Source organism: Vibrio alginolyticus NBRC 15630 = ATCC 17749 (assembly GCF_000354175.2).
Lineage (GTDB): Bacteria > Pseudomonadota > Gammaproteobacteria > Enterobacterales > Vibrionaceae > Vibrio > Vibrio alginolyticus.
This window is the reverse complement of sequence record NC_022359.1, coordinates 439,835-463,287: the sequence shown is the minus strand read 5'-3', so window position 1 is coordinate 463,287 and position 23,453 is coordinate 439,835. Positions and strand designations below refer to the sequence as shown.

Below are 23,453 nucleotides of genomic sequence, written 5' to 3'. Positions count from 1 at the left end.
TTATGATTACGGTAAGACATGCAGCAGACCGAGGTCGAGCAAACTTTGGCTGGCTTGATAGCAAACATACGTTTTCTTTTGGTAGCTACTACGATCCTCAACATATGGGCTTTTCTGAGCTGAGAGTCATTAATGACGATGTAGTCAAGCCTGGCGCGGGTTTTGATACACATGGCCACCGTGATATGGAGATCATCAGCTATGTGTTGGAAGGTGTTATCGCACACAAAGACAGTGAAGGTAACGTCAAAACACTACCTGCAGGTGAATTCCAACTCATGTCGGCAGGGAAAGGGATTTACCACAGTGAGTACAATGCATCGAACCAAGATACGCTGCGGTTTCTACAGATTTGGATTCAACCGAACACATTTGGAACCAAACCAGGTTATCAGCAAAAAGATTTTGGTCGCAATCCTGGGTTAACGACTATCGCAACTCCAACTGGAGAAAACGGCACGCTACTTATTAAGCAAGATGCGACTTTGCATCAGTTAATTCTTGAGCCAAGTAGCGAACTAAACTTTGAGATTGAGTCGGGCCGAAATCTATTCATCCATCAAGTGACTGGGAGCCTTAGTGTCGACAATACCACTTTGACGGCTGGCGACGGCGCGAAGGTTGAACACCAGAGTAAGGTTGTTTTGCGCAATACATCAAACGAAAGCACAACAGCCCTGTTGTTTGACTTACCATAACTATCGATTCATCGAGATAAAAACAAAGCCGCCTTGATTTCTCAAGGCGGCTTTTTCGTTTTTCTGACTTTTCATTCAACGCTATTCGTCGGAAGTGCCAGAACCAATTTGCTGAAAACTGTAAGCGGTCAGTGGATCGATCTCTTTGACAATTTCTTCCACTTGCTTAATCGCGTCTACAGACGAGCTAGCTTTACGATAGCTCAAATAGATAGGGCGACACCAATCTTCTACTCCAGACACCTTGTGAAGCTGCCCATTAGCGATAAATGGCTCCACGAGAGAGATTGGTAAGTACGCGGCTCCACCCTTCTCTAAAATAAAGTCCAATGCGATACGCGCTGTTGAAGTGCGTAAATATGGAGCCGGAATCTTAGGGTGACGCTCAGAATGCTCTGAGGAGAAACGCGTCCCCCAGTCAACGTACACATATTTGTTTTCGAAAACGGTATCTAAAGAATCTTTCTCAGTTGATACCAGAACGAGAACAACATCCGCCACTTTTTTACAGTTAAGCTCATCAGCTTTGATCTGATCGAACGCAAATGCCATATCTAACGTGCGCTCTAGCAAGCTACGACTGAGCATCTCACGTCCCATCACTTCTGCCATGAAGCCATAACCACCAAACGAATCTGTGACGACACTTAAACAATTCTGTAAATAAGCGTCCCAAATGTTTGGCGTGCCACCTAACGTTAGTTGCAGCGCTTTGCCATCTTCAAGCGATAATTCTAGCTTCGCTTGTTGCAATGTAGTGACCATTACCTCGGCATAGCTGATTAAGCGCTCACCTGCAGAGGTCAACTTTATGTTATTTCGATCACGAATAAACAATTGCGTATCGAAGTAACTTTCCAATTGTTTGATACGTGCGCTCACAGCGGCTTGGGTAATATAAAGGTTCTCAGCAGCACGTCCGAAGTGACGAACTCTTGCCAGCTCTAAAAATGTTCGAAAGACTTTTACATCCATAAACCATCTCCTGGTTAATATAAAACCAGATTAACAACTAATTAAAATCATGACGACAAAAAAGTTTTGTTTTTCTTTTGTTAGATTTAAGCCTAATTTTCGCCGTAAGTTCACTACATTCATCAATAACGGTTACAGAGGCTGTTGACATGTCTGACACTGAATTCCGTCATGGCAAAAAACGTTTTTACGATAACGTAAAATTCCCACGCGGCTTTGCAAAGTCTGGCGATTTTACTCTTTCAGAAGAGGAAATCCTAACAATTTATGGGGATACAATGCTTGGCTTAGAGTCAGGCGAATTAACACCTGAAAACAGCGAAGAGAAACACTTCATCAAGGTGTTAGAAAACCCGGGCAAAGCAAAAACAAAACTTGAGCGTACGTGGCTAAAGTACACCCAACTTGCTCGTGGTCGCAAGCGCTTCCATACGCTAAATGGTCGTAACAAGCCTGACGCCACAGAAGAATACATTGAAGAGAGTTTGGTTGAAGACGATTAATAACCAATAACCTAGTTCTCGCCTTTTTCTAGCAGTAGGCGAAAGCTCGTTTGACTTTACTGAGCGAGCAAGACAAGCTCATTTCTTCTCCTAAAGCCCAAGGGGGCATTCTCCCAAGGGCTTTTTTAATATTTGGGTGATGACCGTTTACTTGGCGAGCGTCGCAATCTTTTTCAGAAAGCTCTCTTTCAAATGCTCTTGGTCATATTCCAAGTGATAGGTGTTGTGGAAGCCAATTTTTAGCTCAACACCATTCCCTCTCAAGAAAACGTTGTACCCATCGTAGTCAGAAAACGCTTCTACACCTTCATACATTTTACCAAATTCGGTTGGCGTACCGTTGTTCATCACACATTCGTAAGCCTGTAGTACTTTGCTCGGATCTAACTCATTTTTCATACCGAATTCCTCACTGGTTTACACATTTCAATTATGGTTAAAGAATGAGCGCCATGCCATATCTAACCCATAATATTTGAAGTTCGTGTGCGATTTCGCACTCTGTAGGTTGTTAAAAAACAAGGTTAAGTGCGAAGGCAGAACTTAATTTAGATCATAAATTTTATCTATTGATTCGTCAGTTTCATAATGCAATTTCTTTGTAAAAAATCGTCTTATAAAAGCATTTAGATATAAAAATCGTCGACAAAACCAACATTGGTTAAAGAAAAAGCAAAATTTTGACCTAAAACAATAGCAGTTCGCCATTACTTATTTTATAATGCGAATTAATGTTTCAGTACATCGTCAATTCCAATAACTAGGGGCACAAAATGAGACTTATCCCGTTAACTCGAGCAGCACAAGTAGGTAAGTGGGCAGCTGCGCATATCGCTAAGCGTATCAACGACTTTAAACCTACTGCTGAGCGTCCATTCGTTCTGGGTCTACCAACTGGTGGCACTCCTCTAGCAACCTACAAAGCCCTAATCGAGCTTTACCAAGCCGGCGAAGTCAGCTTCAAAAACGTCGTGACTTTTAACATGGATGAGTACATTGGCATCCCTGCGGATCACCCAGAATCTTACCGCTCGTTCATGTACAACAACTTCTTTAATCACATTGATATTCAAGAAGAAAATATCAACCTACTGAACGGTAACACAGACGATCACGACGCAGAATGTAAGCGTTACGAAGACAAAATTAAGTCTTACGGCAAGATCAACCTGTTCATGGGCGGCGTGGGTAACGACGGTCACATCGCGTTCAACGAGCCAGCGTCATCTCTTTCTTCTCGTACTCGCATCAAGACCCTCACTGAAGACACTCGCATTGCGAACTCTCGCTTCTTTGACGGCGACATCAACCAAGTGCCTAAATACGCGCTGACTATCGGTGTTGGTACGCTTCTAGACTCAGAAGAAGTGATGATCTTGGTCACTGGCCATAACAAAGCTCAGGCACTTGAAGCAGCCGTGGAAGGTTGTGTAAACCATCTATGGACAGTTTCTGCACTTCAGCTTCACCCTAAAGCGGTGATCGTATGCGACGAACCAGCTCAACAAGAACTGAAAGTGAAGACAGTGAAGTACTTCTCTGAGCTAGAAGCAGAAAACATCAAAGGCTTTTAACCCATAGGATGGCAGCCTAGAAATACACTAAAAATACAAAACCCGTGTTGAACACGGGTTTTTTCTTATCTGAACAGCGGGCTTAAGTCGTCAATAAGCTTTAATACCAAACTGACGAAGACGCTTAGGAAGCACTTCATCCAACTTGTCTAGTTCACTCGGTTCGACTTCGATAAGATTGAAATGATGCTGCTCATAAACAGTACGAATGGTCTCACGGTCGGCCTGAGCCATCTCCCCATCGTCACTTCCCCAAAATTGCAAATAGACTTTGCCACCTGGCAAGTAAAAATCGCTAGTGACATCTTGGTCAATCGGCAACTGACGCTCATAAGCGTGCACTACACCAGCCAAGTACAGCCAGTTGTCAATGAGCAACTCACCCTTAGAGCGTACGTAATGCCCATCTAATGTTCGGTGCTTGGCTTCAAATTTTTGGCGAAAGCTTGAGTACGATTTATCCGTAGAATGTGACTCCGCGTCTTGCCCTAAAAACTCAATGACAGACTGCTTAAGACGCTTGTTACGCAGCACCACATCGTGCCATACGACAAAGGTATTTTGTGTTTCTTTATCGGTTCTTTGCTGCCCACCAGCGCGCACACCAGCTTCTGTGACACTCCATCCCTCTTCGGATTTGGTCAACCAACCCAGTTCACTCAAAAGCTGGTTCATGCGCTTCGCATTCAATTTCAGCTTTTCACCCAGTTGTGTCGCGCTCAATGTTTTCCCTGAGCTGGGAGTCAGCTCAATATGTAAGTTGGTCGGCCAGACGATGAACTGGCCAAATTTAGGGTGATCCACATACTCACCGCCAAACTTTGCCCCTTCTTCGGTCAAAATCCACTTTTCATCTTGGCGAACGATGTAGCCTGCACGTTTGAGATCGGCAAACAGCAGCTTAGCTTCTACCTTGCGCATTTTCGCTAATGCCGACGTCGATATTTTTTCAGACATGTGGGTACCTCATGCTGCTGCAAAATTGAACACTATGTCGTCATAGTAACGCATTGATTTCACGGCTTGAAGTCAGGCAAACAAGATTTCGTGTTACAAATAGCAAAGCCAGCGTATAGGTGCTGGCTTTGTTATTTCGGTAAAAAAGCGAATGTTATTTAATAAAAGCGATGCATCCTTGCAAAATCACTAAATTCACAATGTCGATGAAGAATGCACCGACAATTGGAACCACCATAAATGCTTGTGGTGATGGACCATATCGACTCACGATGGAGCCCATATTCATGACCGCAGTCGGTGTAGCACCTAACCCAAAACCGCAGTGTCCGCTAGCGATCACCGCCGCATCGTAGTTGCCTCCCATCATGCGGAATGTTACGTAGTAAGTGAACATCGCCAACACTGCCGACTGAATAGCAAGAATAATAAGGAATGGGATCGCAAGATCGAAAATATTCCACAATTTCAAACTCATCAAGGCCATGGCAAGAAATAGAGATAGTGCAACCGTGCCAAGAATATCAACGGTTTCTAAATCAGCCTTGCGCGCCTTCGTCACTTCCATGATGTTAGTGATAACAACACCAATAAACAGCGCATAAACAAAATCGGGAATCATTAACCACTTGATGTCAAAACTGCTTACCCAACTCTCGAGATACTTCGCGCCTGTCACGCAAAGTAGAATGATGGACAAGCTTTCAACGACTCTTTTCGCTGTGACACGATCTTCCTCATGTTCGTTGTACGTCACCAGTTCAGGGAAACTCTGATGACTTTGATTGGTGCGTCCGTATTCCGATTCCAAGTTGTGTTTGTTTAGTAGCTTTTGTGCAACAGGGCTGCCAATAATCCCGCCCATCACCAAGCCAAATGTAGCAGAAGCCATTGCCACCTCTAGAACATTATGCAAACCATACATTTCTTGAAAAGTTTGCGACCACGCAGCTCCAGTTCCATGTCCGCCAGAAAGCGTAATGGATCCGGCGATCAACCCCATGAGTGGATCTAACCCCAACGCTGTTGCTAAGGACACGCCGACCGCATTTTGGATAAGAATGTAGACCGATGCCACAACTAGGAAGATGAAAACCTTCGCACCGCCTTTAATCAGTTGGGTGTAATTTGCCGCTAAGCCAACGGTTGCAAAAAACATCAGCATAAAGACGTTTTGCAGTGGTAAATCAAAGGAGACATCCACACCATTTAAGTGCATCGTCGTGATGACGCAAGCGACCACTAGACCACCAACAATTGGCTCTGGAATATTAAATTTTTTTAAGGTTGGTAACTTGGTATTGATGAACTGCCCTAAAAACAACACGCAAATTGCGACGAGGAACGACTCCTGTGGGCCGATAGATATTACCTGATTCATGAGACCTCTTTACTCTACTCTTTCTCATTCATTGAGCACGAGCTCAACGTGAGATAGGTGCCTAAGCCAGTCAGATTGCCTCTCGAAACTTTTGTTTTCTAGGCCTCTTTGACCATTGATTCTCATCAAGTAAGAAATAGGCAGACCTAAAATTATGCTAATTATCATTCAGTGAGAATATTCATTTAGAACAGGCGATAAGTGTATTGATGGGAAGAGAAAAACAACACTTCTCAACTTATGAGAAGCAATTAATTTCCATATAAAACAAAACCTCAAAACAACGACCACATAGGTGGATATTTAGAGCGAATGAGAGAGGCGGATACACTAGGTTTTAAATTATTACTTTCTCTCTAATGCACTAGGTGTTATACATATATATAACACCATCTCAACCAAGAGATTCACTCATGACTAATTGGCATGATCGCCAACCGATATTTCGACAGTTGGCAGACCTGATCACGCAGCAAATACTGCAAGGTGTCTGGCAAGAAGGCGATGCTCTGCCCTCCGTCCGTAGCATCTCTGCAGATATGAAAATTAACCACCTCACCGTAATGAAAGGCTATCAATTGCTTGTTGATGACGGGCTAGTGGAGAAAAAACGCGGTCAAGGTATGTTTGTCGCTTCAGGAGCAAAGCTCAAATTACTCGCAGACGAGAAGGCACGTTTTCTTCAGCAACAAATTCCGCAGATAGCCGACACAATACAGCGTCTGGATATGTCACTCGACGAATTCATTCTACAACTAAAACCACACTTGAAAGGTGACCAATGAGCGCATTAGTCAGTGTAAACAACGTCTCCAAGCACTATCAGCAACAAGGAGAAGCACTGCATGAAGTGAGTTTCGACCTACATGCAGGACAAGTACTTGGCTTACTCGGCCATAATGGCGCAGGTAAATCAACGCTTATTAATGCCCTACTCGGTGCACATGAATATCAGGGCACTATTCGTATCAACGGATTTGAACCCATTATGCAACGCGACAAGATAATGCAGAGCTTATCCTACATCTCGGATGTCAACGTTCTGCCAGATTGGATGACCGTTGCTCAACTGCTTAACTATACCGAGGGCGTGCATCCAGGGTTCAATCGCGCCCAAGCAGATACGCTACTTCGTCAAACGGACATCAAACCTCGTGCGCGTATCAAATCTTTATCCAAAGGGATGAAGGTGCAATTACACCTCGCGATTGTGATCGCAACCAACACCCAAATCCTCATATTGGATGAACCGACACTCGGGTTAGATCTCGTGTATCGCGAGACGTTTTATCGTCACTTATTGGAATGGTTTCACGACGGCGATCGCGTGTTGATCATCGCCAGTCATGAAGTATCAGAGATTGAGCACTTGCTGACAGATGTTCTGATTCTTAAGCATGGTCGCCCCGTTCTGCAAACCTCGATGGACAGTATCAGTGAAGACTATTTCATTCTTGAAGCCAACGACGAGCACCGCACACAAATTGAAGCGATGAACCCACTCTCGTCACAAAAAGGCCTCGGTTCAACGAAATGGTTACTCAAAGCCCAGTATGCCCAACAAGCAGAAACAATGGGCTCCATCCATGGGGTGAAGTTAGCGGATCTATTTTTAGCATTGCAGAAGGAGGCAGCGTAATGCGTTCAGTTGTCGCGATGTTGCAAAAAGAGTGGTTAGAAAACCCTCTTGTTTTACGTATTCCACTGTTTGTGTTGGCGTGTGGAGTTATTCTCTTTGTGAGTTTAATGAGTAACGACACTCTACAACACAATATGTTTTTCCAAATGAGCTTTGGTGGCGATGTCAGTGACATTCACAAAGAGCTTGGCGATGATGTCAATATGTTGATTACCGGAGGAGCAGGGCTGCTGTCTATCTTGTTAGCCGTTCAGTACTTCCCAAGAACGCTACGCAAAGAACGGGCGGAAGGCAGCATTATGTTTTGGCGCAGTATGCCTGTCAGTGACATAAAAACCCATTTAGTGAAGCTAGGATTTGGCTTATTGGTGATTCCGCTCGTCTGCTCGGTGCTCGTACTCGCTGCAAATTTAATGTTGTGGTTGCTGAACATCTCTACTGATCACCAATTGGCTTTATTGTACCGCCAAGCCTCGTTAGGTTACGTGCTGCTGCATTGGGGAGAGTTTTTAATCAGAATGTTTTTCGCCGGTATTCTGCTGTTACCGCTGGCATTAACTGCGATGGCTATTTCACAAAAAGTGAACTCACCACTGGTCATTTTGTTTATCGCCATTTATGCGCTGCGTTGGATGCCTATCGCACTTTTTGGTTTCTACGGGCTAGATCAGTTTTTCTCCGAAGTGCTTTACCTTCCGCTGCACGCCATTATTACACCAAACCCATTCAATGCCATTCCTCAAGCGGGTTGGTTAAACGTTGGCATTTACGCCTTCATTGGTATTCTTGGTTGGACAGCTAGCCTCAAGTTCAGCCGAACTATCCAATAATTCTTCGTTCAATAAACGACCAAACCAAGTCATAAAAAAACGGTCACAACCAGTGTTGTGACCGTTTTTATTTCGCCTCTAGGAGCTCATCCACTTAACTTTAACCAAGGAATGAAATGTAGCCTTGCAAGATAATTAAGTTGACGATGTCGATAAAGAAAGCGCCCACAATTGGCACCACCATAAATGCTTGTGGCGACGGGCCAAATCGGTTAACGATTGAACCCATGTTCATTACGGCTGTTGGGGTTGCACCCAAGCCAAAACCGCAGTGCCCCCCTGCAATAACCGCAGCATCGTAGTTGCTTCCCATCACTTTGAACGTAACATAGTACGTAAAGATTGCTAAGACGACAGACTGCACAGCTAAAATAACCAAGAATGGAATCGCTAGATCGAAGATATTCCATAACTTCAAGCTCATCAGAGCCATCGCTAAGAACAGAGATAGCGATACCGTACCTAACATATCGACCGTTTCGGCATCTAACTTACGAATCTTGGTCACTTCCAAGAAATTCGTAATGATCACACCAATGAATAGCGCATATACGAAGTCTGGAATCATCAGCCATGAGATTTCATACGTGCTTACCCATTGCTCGACATACTTGGCCCCAGTAACACAGATCAGTAGGAAGAAGAGTTTCTCCACCACTTTTTTCGCCGTTACTTTATCTTCTTCGTATTCATTGTAAGTCACCAACTCCGGGAATTTCTCGTGAGTTTTGGCATCTCGACCACCACGACCATACTCAGACTCTATGCTGTTCTTTTCGACTAGGCGCTGCGCTACAGGGCTACCAATGATACCGCCGATGATCAAACCAAAAGTCGCTGATGCCATTGCAATTTCTAAGACGTTATCCAATCCATACACGTCTTGAAAGGTTTGTGACCACGCAGCACCTGTACCATGACCACCAGACAGAGTAATCGAGCCAGCAATTAACCCCATCAAAGGATCTAAACCGAGCGCCGCCGCAAGTGAAACGCCAACGCCGTTTTGTATGATGATGTAAAACGATGCGACAGCTAAGAAGATAAAAACCTTCGCACCTCCTTTCATCAACTGAGTGTAATTTGCGGCCAAACCAACTGTCGCAAAAAACATTAACATAAACGTATTTTGTAATGGCAAGTCGAACTCTAAATCGATGCCGTTGAAATGAAGAGCAGTAATCATGCAGGCTACAATAAGACCACCTACAATCGGCTCAGGTATGTTGAATTTCTTTAAAATCGGTAGCTTAGCATTAATAAAATGCCCCAGGAAAAGCACACTGATTGCGACCAAGAAGGACTCCAGTGCACCTACAGATATTAAATGATTCATATCGCCTCTTATTATTGTTCTCTTCATTCTCCGTAATGAATGAGTGTTAGTTTAACCTTCGTTCAATAGCAAATTTTCTCGCTTTATTGTTTCGAAAATACTCAAAAAGTTGGTGTAGATGCGCCTTAGGCTAGTTTAAGGGGCGCTCCTTAAGCGATGTGTCAGTTTTTACGCTGTTAGCAAGCCCTTAAATGTGAAAGGAGCTGATACAGCTCCTTCAAATGGCCCCTCGCAATACCTGTGCGTTATCGCTTGGGCTGTCGTGTTGTGAGTAAATTCTGGGTGACACTTTCTGAACCACTTCGGGCTCCCTTACTTAAACAGAATGTGTCAATTACTATCAAACAAAGTTCCTTCCCGTTGTAACCGCTAAACGCCGAGAGCGCGTTCAAAACAATTGGGTTTGCCTGTTCCTGTCGTAGCTTTTCAACTCTGGCTCATGGTGTATAAACGAGCCGAATCCAAGGAAACTCTCAGGCTGCAACAAACGTTTTCGTCACAACGGAGCAGGATTATAACATATCGCTGATAATTTTCTTCAATTCAGTGACATTCACCAACCCCATGGTTAAACCTTGCAATGATTAACTGCCTATTATCATTTTCACAGATAAAGATCGAAGCACAGTTACTCAGTAAGCTTCTTAGAAAACGATGCATAGCTAATAACTTCACCGCCGTTCTTATCCAAGAGGTCTTGATAAACGCCCTAGAGAACCAAGCAGCCGAAATATGCGATGTTATCATGATTGCTTTTCGAGACCGACGTCCCGACTTTGGCTAATGAGTACAACCCCAACTATGCATCAGACAAAAACATGTATAATTTTTTATACAAGTTATTCAATAACAAGAGTCCCACATGAACATTCATTCGCTTTGCGCTGCGCTATTACTCAGCATCGTCTCATCAGCTACAGCAGCTGAAAACATTCGTATTCAATATTCTCCCATAGAGACAACTCATGAAAAAATCGCCCAACAATCGATTAAAAGCAGCGATGTAAACACCATCTTTGTTGAGCTGTCTCAGGCCTACTTTCCATTTGATAAAGCTCTCACGCTGGTTTACGGCGGAGAAGATGGTCCAATGTATGATCCTGATACACACACAATATACGTTCCTTACACTTTTTATTTGGAGTCGCTCAATTACTTCTCCAATAATCAGTATGGAGAACGCTTCGGAAAATCCCCAAAAACAGGGGCGCTAGATACGTTATTGCACACTTTACTTCATGAAGCTGGACATGCTTACATCGAAGATCAAAGCATCCCTGTTCTCGGAAAAGAAGAAGATGCGGTCGATAATTTTGCCACTATTTTAATGATTGACTTCCTAAAAGATGGCGCAGATATGGCCATTAGCGCCGCCGACATGTTCGCATTCGAATCCGACGACAGACCGGACTACTACGATTTTGGCGAGTACATTGACGAACACAGCTTTGATTTGCAGCGTTACTTTTCAACGTTATGTTTGGTGTACGGTAGTGATCCTGAGCAATACAAAGCCTTACTCGATGAAGTAGAAAAAGACTACCTGCGTGATCGCAAAGAGTTCTGCCAATTCAATTACGGCAACATTCGCGACAATTGGCTGCATTACTTGCAAAACAATGAACCAAAAGAAAATTCGCCACGTAAAAGCGATTAGAAAATCTCAAATAAGAAGACCGCAATGACAAACCTCACCATATTTTATGACGGAACCTGCCCGCTTTGTGCCAAAGAGATGAAGGCGCTAAAACAACGCGATTCCAAGCAGCACATCAAAACCGTCGATATCTATAGTGATACATTCGCAGATTATCCGCAGATCGATCCTGAACAAGCCAACACCATTTTGCACGCCCTCAACGAAAAGGGGGAGCTTCTGCTTGGGTTGGACGTGACTCATCGTGCGTGGCAATTAGTTGGTCGCGGTTGGCTCTACGCTCCACTGCGTTGGCGCCTCGTTAAACCTGTTACTGACTGGCTTTACCTCAAATTCGCAAAGAATAGGTATCGCGTCTCATATTGGTTAACAGGGACTTCTCGTTGCAATAGTGGGTCGTGTTCACGTTAATTGTGATCCCGCTTAAAAATGCTACGACCTTCGTCTAGATTTACAAATTTCCAGTACTTCTGATTGATTAACTCGGTTAATCTCTAAGCATTACAACAATAAGTATTAACACTTTTATCAGGCAAGCTTATTCAGCTTGTCACTTGTAACGCTGCGCCGAGAGAAGGACGTCTCTATGAATCTGACGATCAGAAAACGACTATATATCCTTTCAATAATTCCAATTCTAACTATGGCAATAGGCATGATGTGGTTCACCTACGTACAAACCACGGCCTACAACGAGCACGAGATTGAGCAAACTCGAAGTCGAATGATGGAGATGAAAAAAGCCGAACTCAAAAGTTACGTACAAATGGCGCGTTCCGCTGTCGAACCGCTACTCGCACAAAATGCCCCACTGGAAGAGGCTCTGCCTATCTTGAAACAACTAGAGTTTGGTCAATCCGGCTACATCTTTGGTTATGATTCAAAAGGCGTTCGTGTCGTGGTGGGTAAAAACACCAAAGGCATCGGGGAAAACTTCTATAACTTGCAGGACAAGAAAGGCAATTACCTGATTCAGGATTTGCTAAAAAATGCCAAAACTGGTGAGTTCACGACTTATTACTTCCCGAAACTCGGTCAGAGTGAAGCACTACCGAAACTCAGCTACTCAGTCTTTATTCCTGAATGGGACTTGATGTTGGGTACGGGCTTCTACACTGACGATATCGACGCCATTGTGGCAGACATGGAAAAAGCAGCACACGAAGATCTCAACACCACACTAACTGCGATAGCCCTGTTTTGTGCCTCGATAACAGCAATAGTTGCAGTCTTTGCCGTATTTGTTAACCGCAGCATCATGAAACCTATTGAGCAGTTTGATGCTTCAATTCACTCTTTCGCGCAAGGCGATGCAGATTTAACCGCGCGCATGGAAGAATCGAGCGTGCCGGAGTTCACCCAACTTAGCCGTAACTTCAATATCTTCGTTGAAAGCCTGCAAGGCATCATTAAGAGCGTTAGCCACGTAGGACAAGAAGTGGTTTCAGAGACCAACGAGATGTCACAGCGTGCATCGCAAGTGGATGAATTAGCTTCTGGTCAACGTGAAGAGACCGAACAAGTCGCAGCGGCAATGACCGAGATGACAGCAACGGCGCACGAGATTTCAAACAACGCTAACCAAGCAGCACAATCAGCCAGAGACGCCGATGAAAACTCGCAACAAGCAAAACACATTGTTGATTCGGCAGCGAACTCTGTCGAAGCACTCGCGCTAGAGGTGTCGGAAGCCAGCACGGTGATTTCTCGTTTAGAGAGCGATGTACAGAACATTTCTTCTTCGCTAGAAGTGATTCAAGACATCGCCGAGCAAACCAACCTATTGGCACTGAACGCAGCCATTGAAGCAGCCCGTGCAGGCGAACAAGGTCGCGGCTTCGCAGTCGTTGCCGATGAGGTCCGTAAACTGGCGAGTCGCACTCAAGACAGCACAGGCGAAATTCACCAAATGATTGAGCAGTTGAAGTCTGGCTCGGATGCGGCAGTGAAAGCCATGGGTTCAAGCCAAGCGCGTGGTGAAGCAACGGTTGAGGAAGCACGAGCTGCCTCTGCCGCACTGCAAGAAATCCAAGCCGCAATTGCTAACATCATGGACATGAACACGCTTATCGCAACGGCAACCGAAGAGCAAAGCCAAGTTGGGCAAGAGATTTCACAACGCATCGAAGTCATCTCTCAACAAAGCAGCCAATCGGCGCACCTTGCCAACCAAAACCGCGCAGGCAGTGGCAACCTTAACCACAAAGCTAACGAGCTGTACGACTTGGTCGGTCGCTTTACGGTTTAACGCTTTCCTCACCCATTCACCATGCAAACAGCGGCGCCAAAAAGTCGCTGTTTTTATTTCTGCTATCCTCATACGACTTAGCTATAATGCCGCCAACTTAGCACCTACAAGGGCAAACCAGATGATTATTATGACCACCAATTTCGGTGACATCGAGATTGAACTGAACCTAGAACGAGCGCCAGTTAGCTCAAAGAACTTCAAAAAATACTGTGAAGATGGCTTCTACAACGGCACCATTTTCCACCGCGTTATCGATGGCTTTATGATCCAAGGTGGCGGTCACACCGAAGACATGGCAGAAAAGCCAACGCGCGCACCGATCGCGAATGAAGCAAACCGTGGTCTAAAGAACCTTGTTGGCACTATCGCAATGGCGCGTACCGATGCACCGCACTCTGCAACGGCACAGTTCTTCATTAACTTGGAAGACAATAATTTCCTAGACCACACCGCAACCACCAACCTAGGCTGGGGCTACGCCGTGTTTGGTAAAGTGACCGCGGGTATGGATGTCGTAAATCGCATCGCGAAAGTGAAAACGACCTCTAAGCTTGGTCACGATGATGTGCCATGCGATCCAATCATTATCGAGAAAGTGACGATCAGCGAATAAACCCATTCGCCTCTTCGGAGAAATCGTCGCTATAAAACGAAGAAAGCGCCTAATGTCTTATGACCTAGGCGCTTTTTGTTTTTATTGCTGAAAAAATGAGCAGCGAGTTTACAGTGTAAAAAGTGAGCAGTTCTAGCGATTACATCCCTTTGAACAAACTTTGAGATGCACGGCTCACCGGGAGCTTGTTCTCTCCAACGTGAACAAACATTCTGCCAGCAAAGTCTTTGTTTACTTTGTTAATTTTGCACACTTGCACCACGCTTGAACGGTGTACTTGCCAGAACTGTTCTGGGTTAAGCTGCCCTATCAACTCTTTCAACGATGTGCGAATCAAATACTCCTGCACTTTACCCTGTCCTTGTTGGGCATACACAGAAACGTATTTTTCTTCCGCTTTGAAATACAACACATCAGACGTGGCAATCAGATGAATATCTTCCCCTTGCGTCGCTTTGATCCACTGAAGATATTGCGGCGTTTGTGGCGCGGATAATTGCTGCAACTGCTCCAATAGGCTGCTCATCTGCACATTACTGCTTTCTTGCTCTCGCTTGGCAAGGCGTGCTTTCACTCTTTCACACGTCGTCAGAAGGCGCTCATCCGAGATAGGCTTAAGCAAATAATCGGCAGCATTTTGCTCAAAAGCTTTGATGGCGTAATCATCGTACGCGGTGACAAACACAATCAAAGGTGGATTGGCGAGTTGATTGAGTTTTTGCGCTAAGGTCATACCATCCAAAACTGGCATACGAATATCGAGAAACGCAATATCAGGTTGGCTTTGCTCAATGGCTTGCAACGCTTGTTCACCATCGGCGACTTTGGCTATCACCTCTAGCTCTGGCCACACTTCAGCTAGGCTTTTATCAAGATGATGCCTCAATAGCGGTTCATCATCAGCAATAATGGCAGTAAACCCTGTATTCATTCCTTTCTTCCTTGATTACGATTCCATTGGCCAACTCAGGCGAACACAAACACCACCCTGAGCAGACTCACTGATAGAAACCTCTCCTTGCCCTGCGAACAAAGCTTCAACTCGCTGCTTGAGGTTACTTAAACCGACGCCAGAGCCCATGTGCCCACTAACATGATTCAAGCCAACACCCGTGTCTCTGACTTCAATCTTCAAGTTCTGTCGTTCACGCTTGATGAGCAAACTGATTTCGCCGCCTTCTCGCTTCGGCTCAATACCATGGATGATGGCGTTTTCGATTAAAGGTTGGAGCATCATCGGCGGTAATTCGGTTCTGCCTAGCCCTTCTTCCACCTCAATCTTGTAACTGAGTCGATCACCCAAACGAGTTTGTTGGATGCCTAAGTAAGCCTCAAGTAACGCCGTTTCATTGTCTATGGTGGTGTGTTCTTCGCGTGAGCTTTTGAGCGTCGCACGCAGCAGCGCGGTTAACTGTTCTAGCATTAGCTTGGCTTTATCGACATCTTGCGACATGAGCGCACTGATATTTGCCAAGGTATTGAATAAGAAATGCGGTTCAATCTGGCTTTGCATCTGCTTAAGCTGACTCAGCAACAGCGCACGATCTTGCTCTGCTTTCTCGCGCTTGATGGCTTCCAACTCTCGTTGAGCAACCGCCTCTTTCTCACGCGAGTAAAAATAGAAATAACACATACCGCTAAACAGTAATCCCATTAAGCCAACAGGGATCATATCGGAGATACCAAAATACTCTCCGAGCCAAAATTGCGCATTAATCACCCCAAACAATAAACAGGCAACAAGCGAACACACCACTTCTATCATACGCGGGATGGTTGGAAACAAACGGTCAATCAACCATGAGAAGAAGATAGCCGAATAGCCAAATCCAAAGCTAACCGCTACATGAATGTAAAATGGACCGCCCCAAACCGAGAGCGTCATTGCTGCGATAAAGAGACAAAATGCCGTGGTCACTAATAAGCTACGCGGCCATCCACTTTTCACCACTGATTTTGCTGAACACATTTAGAATTTCCCTTTGATGTTAAATACAATCATATGCTTATCATTGATTTGTGCGTAAGCAGATTGGTCGTCTCCGGTTAAAAAGCGTGCGGCAACTTCCACTTCTACACTTTGATCGCCAGTATCAATCCATTGGTAGTTAAGCCACTGCGTGACAATCACACCACCATCTTGTGGCGACAGCATCACATCCAACGTGGGGGTTACATCACTTAGCCAGCCCATATCCGCTTTGCCGTTCCATGCAGCCCATGCTTCCAAATCCCAACTCCAGTGCAACATTACGTTATGCTGAACGATATTGGCATGCTGAAACCCTTGGGCGTAGCTTGTCGCAAGTAGAGCGCTGCTAGCCAACAGAGAGTTGTTAGGATCAGGGATCTGAGAGAGTAATTCGCCACGCTCTATTGCTTGTTGCCATTCGCTTTTCGACCATGCACGGCTGTCGTACCAATATTCAGCAATCACGTTGTGCCCGGCTTGGTTTGCCCAATTCAACCCAATTAAGGCTTGGAATGCGCTGCCCAGCTCCTCAACCGAAACGGGTTGGTAAAGATCATCCTGCTGAAACTGATAGCCGACACTTTGGTTTTGCCACAGCATGGAACCGTGCATAGCGATGGATTCATCCCACACGGCAATGGCACTGGCTCCGAGTAAACCTCGGCGCACATCATCGTAATAACCAATAAGTTGATACTCGGTGTCACCCACCAGTGCATAACGACGAATACCAACACCTTGCTGCTCTGCGGCTTGATCAAGAGCACTCTGGTCTTGTTGCCCCCAGCTTGAATCCGTTGCAATCACCGTCCACTCGCCTGCCATATCGTAGCGAGAGAGTGAAAACACACCCGCACCCTCTTCTGCGACTATGCCAACAGGATTTTGTCGATAAGGCTTAAACAGATCCAAAGGTCGGTAGCCATAACCCACGCCCCAATCCACGCGCAACTTACCTAAGCTCACATCAAGAGTGGTATCACCGACTTGCCACTCCCCTAGCCAAGCCAGCTCTCGAATCAGCAATTGGTTATCAGCTTCACTCCACCAATCACTCTTTCCTTGTTGATTGAGGTACAAACCTTGGCTGTACAGAGCAAACAAGCCACTGAAGTTGTGATAATTCACCTGTACATCCAACAGTGCATTAAGTGAATCACGAGAACTGCCCTGCGCTTGCATAAATGCGCTATCACGCTGCTTGGCAGTTTCGTAGCTGACAGCCCAATCCCACTCAAAACTCAGCTCATCATTGGCAAAAACTGGGGCTGCTGCGCCCACACACAACGACGCAGCAATCAACAAACTGGTGCTTTTGTTAAGGTTAGGCTGGTGCGGTTTCATGTGACTTCCTTGCTCGTTTTTATGGTTCTATTTACGAAGCTCAGACTAAAGCTGAGTCGTGTTAGCTTTTGGCAAATAACTTGGGTTGTAGAACTTGTTATCCAGCTGCCAAGGCACGATTTCTTGATACTCGATAACGGTCTTTTTGCTCGGCTGAATGCTATCAAGCAAGGTCATCTCACTGACGTAGTCTTCACCGTTATCGCTTGCACGTCCGTATTGCGCTTGCTTGGCGAGTTTGCCAGAGCGCAAGTAAAGATCAGCTTTAATTGGAAACGCATCTTGCTCAGACAACCACAAATCGATCTTCTGATAGCTTGCCCCTTTGGTTTTCGCGGTTAAGGCAAGGTGATAAGCCGCAACACTCTCTCCGTTCACCGAAACGGTTTCTGTCGCTTTCCATTCACCTTGATAATCTTGACTCCACGTCAGGGTTGAGATGTCGCCGATAGACGCTTCACCAAGCAGCTTCTGCATTGGCGTAATGCGAATCGGACGGCGGCTCTTTGGCATTTGCAGCCAGTAGTTGTCGCCCATCATCAGCATCTTTTGCCCTGCTTCAACCGCCGATTTGAACACCACCAGCGATTCACGATTTGGACGCGTGTACACGTGGTAAAGACGGGTTTTATCTAACTCTTGGTCTTGATATAAGCGCACCAGTGACACCACTTTGGAGGAATCATCTTGCAAGCGGTAGCTGTCGGCTTTTTCAATCAATTGCGCAACTTGCTGTGCATCTAGTGCTGTTTCATTCGCACTGACATTCATGCTTGCAACGCCAGTTACCGTCAGCAATGCAATTGGTAATAGTGATTTGAAATTAAACATAAATCAGTGCCTCCGTAATTGGCTTGTTCACCCCTTTGCGTGCCGAGAAAAACGCCGCAACCAAACAAATCATCAATACTGCAAATCCTGCTATAGCTACTAGCTCCCAAGAGAAGTAAATCGTTAATGGGTAACCTTCTGTGCGTCCTGGCGGTGGCGGCATTTGCACATCCACGACCATCAGTAAGACGGTAACTAACCCAGTAAACAAAGCGCCAATTAAGCTGCCAATAACCGCAAGCAACCCTGCTTCGCGCAAGAACCCAGCAATGATTTCGCGAGGGTAGCTACCAAGTGCTGACAAGGTGCCGATTTCACGTGTACGCTCGGTGACCGACATGGTCATGGTGTTGAACAGCGCAACAAAGACCACCAACGCCATTACTGCGCCCATGATGCCGAAGATACGGTCGTACAAATCTTTCACTTTGAGGTAGAAGAACGCACGTTCTTGCCAAGGCGTAATCTCAATATCTTGGTCACCAAAGTTCTGCTTTTGCTTACTCAAAACCGAAGCCACTTGTTGCTCGACTTGGTTAGTTAAACTGGTATCGAATAGGAAGACAGATAACGCACTGACTTTGTCTGAACCGAGCAGCGATTGCGCGCTGTTGATGTGCACGTACAACTGGCGTTTATCAAGCTCAGGCACGCCGGTTGAATAGATGCCACGAACTTTGAAGTCATACGCATTCAATGCACCGTCGGTTGTGGTCGCCAGCAAGGTAATCCAATCGCCAACGTGCACGCTTAGGTTGTTCGCCAAATCAACGCCAAGCATCACTTCTGGCTCTGTTGAGTCATAACGCGATGCATGAATGTTGGACAACGTCTGCCCTTCGCGCACATCCAAAAACGGTCCTTTCATATCGAATTCGCGCTCGTTAACACCAATGCCGATAAAGATCGATGACTTGTTGCCGTTGGAAATCAAACCGCTGAACTCAACTCGTGGCTGCACGCCTCGCACTTCATTCAACCCAATCAATTGCTTGGTGATGTCGTCGGCATGAGTTAACCCGTTACTCAGCGGCATCTCTTCTTCTTTAGCGAAATAACCCGGCGTGGTTAACGTCAGATGCCCCGTGTCACGCGCTGTCGACTCTTTCAAACTGTCGTAGGTGTATAGACCAAAACCGCCCGCACTGGTTAACGCAAACACGGCAATGGCAATGATCAGCATCGACAACAAACTGCGACGGCGATTGCGTTGCAGGTTCAACCAAGCAAGGCGAACGGAAACTGGAATTAGCTTGCCCATGAAACCTCCTCCACACTTGCGTGCGTTTGGGTGATTTTGCCATCCACCAACTCAATGGTGCGGTCACAACGGGATGCCATACGAGGGTCGTGTGTGGCGACAATAAAAGTGGTGCCTAGCTCGTGTCCGAGCCCTTTCATAATGTCGATGACCTTGTTGGCAGTTTGGCTATCAAGACTTGCGGTTGGCTCATCAGCAATCACCAGTGCTGGTTTGTGCACTAAGGCGCGTGCAATTGCCACACGCTGCTGCTGACCGCCCGACAAGTTATCGGGCATATGATGAATAAACTCGCCCAAGCCAACGTGCTCTAGCATTTGTGTGGCGAGCTCGGTTTGTTCCGCTTTTGAAAAACCGTTGAGATGCAGCGGATACGCCACGTTCTCCAACGCTGTCATCACAGGCACAAGATTGAATTTTTGGAACACAAAGCCAAGCTTTTCACGGCGCATTTTCGCCGCCTGCATTTGTCCGGTTGGGTATGGGCTGCCTGCAAATGTCACCTGACCTTGGTATTGAGTATCCAGCATGCCAAGCACATTAAGTAAGGTGCTTTTGCCTGAGCCAGACGGCCCGCATAATGCCACCATTTCGCCGGCAAACACTTCACCAGACACGTCTCGCAATGCACGCACGGTTTGGCTACCAAGGGCGTAATCGCGGCTAAGTTGATTAAAAACGATCATGACGCCTCCCTAATACTTGGCTAGCAACGCTTTCGCGGTTTGCGTTTCTAGATTGCTATCACCTAACTGCTCCATTTGCGCTAACCATATTTTGGCTTGTTGAACATCTTCAGCACGCAATGCAGCTTCAATGGCGTAGCGATAAATCCAAGACGTTGCCGCGAAAGGTTGTTGGCTAAAACTCGGTTCATCGAGCAGAGAAAGGTACAGCTCGTAGCCACGCTCAAAGTGATTGAACATGTCAGGCAGAGAGGTAAACGTAGTAGCTGCCATGGCGGTAGCTAGCTGGTATTCCGGCAAGCCTTGTAAGCGTTGTTGCTCTTGCAGTGGTACTGGCTGATTCGCCATTAAATCCAAGCCTTTTTGGATTGTGGCAAGACCGCGCTCGGTGAACTTCATCTTGTTCCAAGGCATAAACGCCTCACGACCTTGCAACGTCTCCGCACTGCCCAAGTAAACCAAGGTCACCGGCGTTGCGCCCTGCTCTTCGAGTTGTTTGGATAGTTCGCCATAAACAGTATCAACTAAGCCAGAGTCACCCTGTGCTGCTTGGTTGAATTGACTGAGTGTGCGCTCGCTTGGGTTAGCCAGAGCCAGATTGCTGCTAAGTGCAAATGCGGCGATAAACGTACTTGCCAGTTTAAGAGCTTTGATTGAGCGAGATTGAGAAACCATCATGTACTGTCCTTAGTTGAACGTGATTTGATGGTTTCAGATTAAGGGAGAAGATCGCACGCTGCTTTTGCATGCGACCAATGGCAGTTATGCAGAGTGAATGGTATTGAGAGAGGATGAATGACATTCACTTAAACAGAAAATACAATTCCGCTCATTCGTAACTCTACATTTTTACGGCAGTCACAATAAAAGCACTGGCTTAAAATCTGAGGCTAGTGTATTTATCCATCCCACAGCTACCCATAACAGACAGTGTCGCACTCTCCTTTCTTACACACCTTTGCATGGTGTCTGTTGTTTCGAAATCGAGATTCTTAGCATCGGAATAGTTTGAACTCTTCGAGTTTTAGTTGTTTTCGCACTCAAAATAGGTGCGTTATTAGGTCGTTGAAAATGAATAAGCGTTATTTCCCAAGAGTTGATTTGCCACTGCTAATGGCGATCATTCCGATCATGCTGTTAAGTTCGCTCACTCTCTGGAGTGCCAGTAGCTTTAATGAGGCGATGCTCTTCAAACATTTGGCGCGCTGCGGACTGACATTAGTTTGTATCTTGGTCATGTCCTCGATTCCAGCGTCCAGCTATCAGCGCTCAGCTCCATATCTCTACATTATTGCGGTTGCTCTGCTACTTGCTGTCGCTTTATTTGGTGATAGCACCAATGGCTCTCAACGTTGGCTCGATATCGGCTTCTTCCGCTTTCAACCGTCTGAGCTAATCAAACTTTCCATTCCAATCATGATCGCCTGGATGCTGCATATTGAAGGAGGTCGACCAGACAGTCGGAAAATTGCGTTTTGCTTACTTATTACAATGATTCCTGCCGGGTTAATCGCGCTACAACCGGATTTAGACGGTGCAGTTTTTACCGTCATTTATGCATTGTTCGTTTTGTTTTTGGCTGGCATGAGCTGGAAAATAATATGCGGGTTTATTGCGAGCATTTTAACGTTAGCACCTATTTTATGGTTCTTCGTTATGGAAACCTATCAAAAGAGCCGTGTAACACAGTTCTTGCACCCTGAGTCCGATCCACTGGGTTCGGGCTACCAAATCATCCAATCTTTGATTGCGATTGGCTCAGGCGGTATGAAAGGCAAAGGTTGGATGAATGCAACGCAGGGAACACTTGGCTTTATTCCAGAAAGTCATACGGACTTTATTTTTTCGACCTATGCGGAAGAATGGGGCTTTGTTGGCAGTTTAGTCTTACTCGCATTGTACTTGTTTATTACTGCACGCGTTATGTTGCTTGCATGTCAGTCTGACCACTTTTTTAGTCGGCTGGTAAGTGGCGCATTAGCGATGAGCTTTTTTCTGTATGCTTTTATCAATACGGGCATGGTGAGTGGCTTGTTGCCAGTAATGGGTAGCCCACTTCCCTTCTTTAGCTATGGCGGCACGGCGATGCTAACTCAAGGTATCTGTTTTGGTGTAATCATGTCGCTGTGTTATTCCAAATATCGTAACGCATAGCGTTGCTTGAGAAAAAGCGATCAAAAAAGGCTTCCCTAAGGAAGCCTTTTTACAACGATATGAGCGAATTAATTACAGCTCTGCGTTGTGGTAAACCTGCTGAACATCATCACAGTCATCTAGAAGATCTAGGAATTTCTGGAATTTCTCAGCATCTTCACCCGATACAGGCGTATGAGTTTGCGGAACGAATGTGATTTCTTCAACATCGATCGTTAGATCTGGGAATGCACCGTTAAGCGCAGTTTTTGTTTTGAAGAATTCTGTGTGAGGTGCGAATACAGTGATAACACCGTCTTCTAGCTCAACGTCAGTAACGTCTACGTCTTCCATCATTAGCGTTTCTAGGATGATTTCATCATCGTCGCCTTTGAACTGGAATACCGCTTGGTGATCGAACATGTGAGAAACCGAGCCCTCAACACCAATTTTCGCACCGACTTTCACAAAGCATTGGCGTACATCTTGGAAAGTACGGTTGCCGTTGTCTGTTAGACAGTCAACGATAACGCTAGTACCGCCAGGGCCGAAGCCTTCGTAACGTGCTGGAGTGTAGTCTTCACCACCGCCACCGTTCGCTTTGTCGATCGCTTTATCGATAACGTGCGCAGGAACTTGGTCTTTTTTCGCTTTTGCGATCAGGTGTTTCAAAGACAAGTTCATGTCTGGATCACCACCACCGTTTTTCGCGCACATGTAAATTTCTTTACCGTATTTGGAATAAACTTTAATTTTCGCGCCTGCAGTTTTCGCCATAGAGGCTTTGCGCACTTCAAAACTTCTTCCCATCG

General features: G+C 45.7%; 24 protein-coding genes. 11 read left to right on the top strand and 13 right to left on the bottom strand.

All coding sequences use genetic code 11. The annotated features are described in order from the left end of the window. Positions 1–2: 2 nt before the first annotated feature. Positions 3–698: a pirin family protein gene (locus N646_RS17350; protein ID WP_017821043.1), complete on the top strand. Its 696-nt coding sequence runs from the start codon at positions 3–5 to the stop codon at positions 696–698. Between the two features lie 81 nt (positions 699–779). On the opposite strand, the gene N646_RS17345 is transcribed toward N646_RS17350, so the two are convergent. Further along, positions 780–1,673 carry a LysR family transcriptional regulator gene (locus N646_RS17345; RefSeq protein WP_005374436.1) on the bottom strand — a complete coding sequence of 298 codons (894 nt, stop codon included), beginning with the start codon at positions 1,671–1,673 and terminating at the stop codon, positions 780–782. Positions 1,674–1,822: 149 nt separating this feature from the next. Between N646_RS17345 and N646_RS17340 the strand changes: the two genes are divergently transcribed. After that, complete coding sequence (locus N646_RS17340) at positions 1,823–2,176, top strand: DUF413 domain-containing protein (RefSeq protein ID WP_005374439.1); 354 nt, start codon at positions 1,823–1,825, stop codon at positions 2,174–2,176. Positions 2,177–2,323: 147 nt separating this feature from the next. Here the strand turns inward: N646_RS17340 and N646_RS17335 are convergent, their stop codons facing one another. Next, entirely contained in the window at positions 2,324–2,575 is a 252-nt protein-coding gene (locus tag N646_RS17335; RefSeq protein WP_005374440.1) for a DUF3081 domain-containing protein, read from the bottom strand. A gap of 374 nt (positions 2,576–2,949) precedes the next feature. Between N646_RS17335 and nagB the strand changes: the two genes are divergently transcribed. Then, positions 2,950–3,750, top strand: coding sequence for a glucosamine-6-phosphate deaminase (gene nagB / locus N646_RS17330; RefSeq protein ID WP_005374441.1), 801 nt, complete (start codon positions 2,950–2,952; stop codon positions 3,748–3,750). 90 nt (positions 3,751–3,840) lie between these two features. Here nagB and N646_RS17325 read toward each other — a convergent pair whose 3' ends face one another. Continuing rightward, positions 3,841–4,707 (bottom strand): hypothetical protein, encoded by an 867-nt coding sequence (locus N646_RS17325; protein ID WP_005374442.1) that lies wholly within the window; start codon positions 4,705–4,707, stop codon positions 3,841–3,843. Positions 4,708–4,861: 154 nt separating this feature from the next. Next, entirely contained in the window at positions 4,862–6,088 is a 1,227-nt protein-coding gene (gltS, locus tag N646_RS17320) for a sodium/glutamate symporter (RefSeq protein WP_017821044.1), read from the bottom strand. A 413-nt stretch (positions 6,089–6,501) separates the two neighbouring features. Here gltS (N646_RS17320) and N646_RS17315 point away from each other — a divergent pair, with 413 nt between their 5' ends. From N646_RS17315 to N646_RS17305, 3 genes are read left to right on the top strand one after another with little or no spacing between them, the layout of a single operon-like run. Next, positions 6,502–6,873, top strand: a complete 372-nt coding sequence (locus N646_RS17315) for a GntR family transcriptional regulator (RefSeq protein ID WP_017821045.1) — start codon at positions 6,502–6,504, stop codon at positions 6,871–6,873. After that, positions 6,870–7,727: an ABC transporter ATP-binding protein gene (locus N646_RS17310; RefSeq protein ID WP_017821046.1), complete on the top strand. Its 858-nt coding sequence runs from the start codon at positions 6,870–6,872 to the stop codon at positions 7,725–7,727. The genes N646_RS17315 and N646_RS17310 overlap by 4 nt, the downstream gene beginning before the upstream one ends. Continuing rightward, the gene (locus N646_RS17305; RefSeq protein ID WP_017821047.1) at positions 7,727–8,557 is read left to right on the top strand and encodes a membrane protein; all 831 of its coding nucleotides are present in this window, start codon (positions 7,727–7,729) and stop codon (positions 8,555–8,557) included. Before N646_RS17310 ends, N646_RS17305 begins: the two co-directional genes overlap by 1 nt. Before the next feature lie 100 nt (positions 8,558–8,657). Here N646_RS17305 and gltS (N646_RS17300) read toward each other — a convergent pair whose 3' ends face one another. Next, complete coding sequence (gltS, locus tag N646_RS17300) at positions 8,658–9,893, bottom strand: sodium/glutamate symporter (RefSeq protein WP_005374448.1); 1,236 nt, start codon at positions 9,891–9,893, stop codon at positions 8,658–8,660. Between the two features lie 862 nt (positions 9,894–10,755). On the opposite strand from gltS (N646_RS17300), the gene N646_RS17290 reads away from it, so the two are divergent. From N646_RS17290 to N646_RS17275, 4 genes are all read left to right on the top strand, one after another. Continuing rightward, positions 10,756–11,550: a DUF4344 domain-containing metallopeptidase gene (locus N646_RS17290; protein WP_017821048.1), complete on the top strand. Its 795-nt coding sequence runs from the start codon at positions 10,756–10,758 to the stop codon at positions 11,548–11,550. A gap of 24 nt (positions 11,551–11,574) precedes the next feature. Continuing rightward, positions 11,575–11,961: a thiol-disulfide oxidoreductase DCC family protein gene (locus N646_RS17285; RefSeq protein ID WP_017821049.1), complete on the top strand. Its 387-nt coding sequence runs from the start codon at positions 11,575–11,577 to the stop codon at positions 11,959–11,961. Between the two features lie 175 nt (positions 11,962–12,136). Next, entirely contained in the window at positions 12,137–13,798 is a 1,662-nt protein-coding gene (locus tag N646_RS17280; RefSeq protein ID WP_021707578.1) for a methyl-accepting chemotaxis protein, read from the top strand. A 121-nt stretch (positions 13,799–13,919) separates the two neighbouring features. After that, on the top strand, positions 13,920–14,414 hold the full coding sequence (locus N646_RS17275) for a peptidylprolyl isomerase (RefSeq protein ID WP_017821051.1): 495 nt from the start codon (positions 13,920–13,922) through the stop codon (positions 14,412–14,414). A 139-nt stretch (positions 14,415–14,553) separates the two neighbouring features. On the opposite strand, the gene N646_RS17270 is transcribed toward N646_RS17275, so the two are convergent. Genes N646_RS17270 through N646_RS17240 form a run of 7 tightly spaced genes read right to left on the bottom strand, consistent with a single transcriptional unit; the run spans position 14,554 to position 21,186 of the window. Next, a complete protein-coding gene (locus N646_RS17270) occupies positions 14,554–15,345 on the bottom strand; it encodes a LytR/AlgR family response regulator transcription factor (protein WP_017821052.1) in 792 nt (263 codons plus the stop codon). A gap of 15 nt (positions 15,346–15,360) precedes the next feature. Continuing rightward, positions 15,361–16,383, bottom strand: a complete 1,023-nt coding sequence (locus N646_RS17265) for a sensor histidine kinase (protein ID WP_017821053.1) — start codon at positions 16,381–16,383, stop codon at positions 15,361–15,363. Continuing rightward, entirely contained in the window at positions 16,384–17,730 is a 1,347-nt protein-coding gene (locus tag N646_RS17260; RefSeq protein ID WP_017821054.1) for a hypothetical protein, read from the bottom strand. It lies immediately after the preceding gene. 45 nt (positions 17,731–17,775) lie between these two features. Beyond that, positions 17,776–18,561, bottom strand: a complete 786-nt coding sequence (locus N646_RS17255) for an outer membrane lipoprotein-sorting protein (RefSeq protein ID WP_017821055.1) — start codon at positions 18,559–18,561, stop codon at positions 17,776–17,778. Then, entirely contained in the window at positions 18,554–19,822 is a 1,269-nt protein-coding gene (locus N646_RS17250; RefSeq protein WP_017821056.1) for an ABC transporter permease, read from the bottom strand. The genes N646_RS17255 and N646_RS17250 overlap by 8 nt, the downstream gene beginning before the upstream one ends. Then, positions 19,810–20,508, bottom strand: coding sequence for an ABC transporter ATP-binding protein (locus tag N646_RS17245; protein ID WP_005374479.1), 699 nt, complete (start codon positions 20,506–20,508; stop codon positions 19,810–19,812). Before N646_RS17245 ends, N646_RS17250 begins: the two co-directional genes overlap by 13 nt. 9 nt (positions 20,509–20,517) lie before the next feature. Beyond that, positions 20,518–21,186: a hypothetical protein gene (locus N646_RS17240; RefSeq protein WP_005383200.1), complete on the bottom strand. Its 669-nt coding sequence runs from the start codon at positions 21,184–21,186 to the stop codon at positions 20,518–20,520. Positions 21,187–21,579: 393 nt separating this feature from the next. Between N646_RS17240 and rodA the strand changes: the two genes are divergently transcribed. Then, a complete protein-coding gene (rodA, locus tag N646_RS17235) occupies positions 21,580–22,662 on the top strand; it encodes a rod shape-determining protein RodA (protein ID WP_017821057.1) in 1,083 nt (360 codons plus the stop codon). A gap of 72 nt (positions 22,663–22,734) precedes the next feature. On the opposite strand, the gene N646_RS17230 is transcribed toward rodA, so the two are convergent. Then, positions 22,735–23,451, bottom strand: coding sequence for a YebC/PmpR family DNA-binding transcriptional regulator (locus N646_RS17230; protein ID WP_005374482.1), 717 nt, complete (start codon positions 23,449–23,451; stop codon positions 22,735–22,737). Positions 23,452–23,453 lie beyond the last annotated feature (2 nt).